The organism is Nostoc sp. CCY 9925 (genome assembly GCF_963920935.1).
Taxonomy (GTDB): Bacteria; Cyanobacteriota; Cyanobacteriia; order Cyanobacteriales; family Nostocaceae; genus Nostoc.
Window position 1 is genome coordinate 1 of record NZ_CAWUDO010000327.1, and the last position, 251, is coordinate 251.

Below are 251 nucleotides of genomic sequence, written 5' to 3' on the forward strand. Positions count from 1 at the left end.
GTCGAAACTTATCGAGCTGCTCGTCCTCGACGACGACCAGGTCGCCGAGCTGAACGACGGTGGCACCGTCGCGGGCATCACGCTCGACGACGTCGCCACCATGTCGGTGTCCGACCTGCGCAAGACGCTGCGTGAAGCACGCGCCGAAGCCGAGGCCAACGACAAGCTGCTATCGGAGAAGAACGACCAGATCGACACACTCAAGAAAGAGCGCGACGCAGCCAATCGCCGGATCAAGGCGGAAAAGCCTG

The 251-nt window shown here is 62.5% G+C and carries 1 protein-coding gene; it reads left to right on the plus strand.

The features are described from left to right. On the plus strand, positions 1 to 251 hold a 251-nt coding region (locus tag ACM0OY_RS40645; RefSeq protein ID WP_414574338.1), incomplete at both ends, for a hypothetical protein.